Here is a 1,558-nt window from a genome sequence, read left to right on the forward strand (position 1 = left end):
TCTGTGAACTCTATGATATGATGTGACAATGATCCCTGAGAAATATTCCCATACTTATAGAACTCATATAGATCCAGTCCATAGTATCTTAATTTACATTGTTCTCTAATCTTTCGCCATCTGGTGGAATAATAAAACTTTTCAATATTTCTACTTCTATTATTTTTATTGTAATACTTCTGTTGTTTTGCCCTTGCTTGCTTCTTCCCATCACAGGAACAACTCTCTCCATATATAATCTTTTTCCCACAATAATCACATTTTATTTTTATAGCCATTATTTTCTCCTAAAGTCCATATTGTTGATTGCCTTATCTTTTAAATCTTGACTGGTTCCAATATACCTAAGTGTAATAGCAGGGCTTGAGTGGTTATATAACTCCTGTAAGAACACAACATCTTTTGTTTTATTGTAATAGTGATAACCAAATGTTTTTCTAAGAGTATGACAGCCAATACTATCTAATCCTATCTCTTTTGATACTTTCTTTAAAACTTGCCATATTCTCTGTCTTGATAGAGGCTTATTCTGTCCTTCTCTACTTTGAACTAAAAAATTATTACTACTCTTACCAGTAATGTATTTTTTTAACTCTGTCTTTAAGTACCTATTGATAAATACCTTTTTCATTTTCTTAGTCTTTTGTTCTTGTAAAATTAAATGAGTTTTATTTCTAACGTCTTGAACTTTCAATTTTAAGAGATCTGAAATTCTTAGTCCAGTATAAATACCAAGTAAAAATAAAATATGTTCTCTTTCTCCTATTGTTCTCATTTTCTCTTCAAACTCATTTATTTCTTCATAATTTCTTATTGGATCTACTGCTTTCACTTCATCACCTCTTTTCTTCTCTTTTTGCCCCTTTGAGTTTTACATAATACATAGTCTGTATAACTCGCCATTCGTTTAAATCCATTTATTTTAAAGGGCTATACTTAATCCTAAACACCAGTTTAACATCTGCTTAAAAATGTAAAATTGATAGTTAAAATAAAATATATTCCAGTATAAGTTAAAGGAAATTAAAAAAGCCCCTAAGGGCTAGATGCTGGATCGAGTCCAAGCATCAAATATTTTTTTATGTGAGGTCTAAATAAGTTTACCTATTTAACCCACTATAATTATAACATATAAATTTAGCCCTTTTACTATCAATACACTATCAATTTGCTATCAATTTACTATCATTCCTATTTTAGAGGCTATATTACTACATTTACTGCCCATAGGTATTTATCTTCAAGTATCCTTAGAGCTTCTTTCCTTCTCCTATAGATCGTACAAATTTCTATCTCTGGGATCTCTTTTTTTATTTCCTCAAACTTCTTATTTTTAAAATATCTTAGATCAATAACATTAAATAATTCCTCTCCATTTTTCTCATTCTTTAATTCAAGGACAGTGTTATATATATTATCTGCAATTTCATCAGCTCTCTTTGCCTTTATAAGTAATTCTTCTTTCTTGAGGGTTGCAAGCTCTATTGCATCATTGCCCTGTATAAATTTAGCAGAACTCTTTCCAGATATGATAGGATCATATTTAATCCCTTTCATT

The 1,558-nt window shown here is 29.5% G+C and carries 2 protein-coding genes and 1 pseudogene; all 3 read right to left on the reverse strand.

Annotated features, from left to right (window positions below):
- Positions 1 to 278 (reverse strand): annotated as a pseudogene (locus WBG30_RS03840) (endonuclease); the annotation flags it as partial.
- Positions 278 to 832, reverse strand: coding sequence for a tyrosine-type recombinase/integrase (locus WBG30_RS03845; RefSeq protein ID WP_424503326.1), 555 nt, complete (start codon positions 830 to 832; stop codon positions 278 to 280). The pseudogene WBG30_RS03840 and the gene WBG30_RS03845, both read right to left, overlap by 1 nt.
- A gap of 371 nt (positions 833 to 1,203) precedes the next feature.
- A partial coding sequence (locus WBG30_RS03850) for a hypothetical protein (RefSeq protein WP_424503327.1) occupies positions 1,204 to 1,558 on the reverse strand: 355 nt, incomplete at its 5' end.

This window comes from Psychrilyobacter sp. (assembly GCF_049671765.1).
Lineage (GTDB): Bacteria > Fusobacteriota > Fusobacteriia > Fusobacteriales > Fusobacteriaceae > Psychrilyobacter.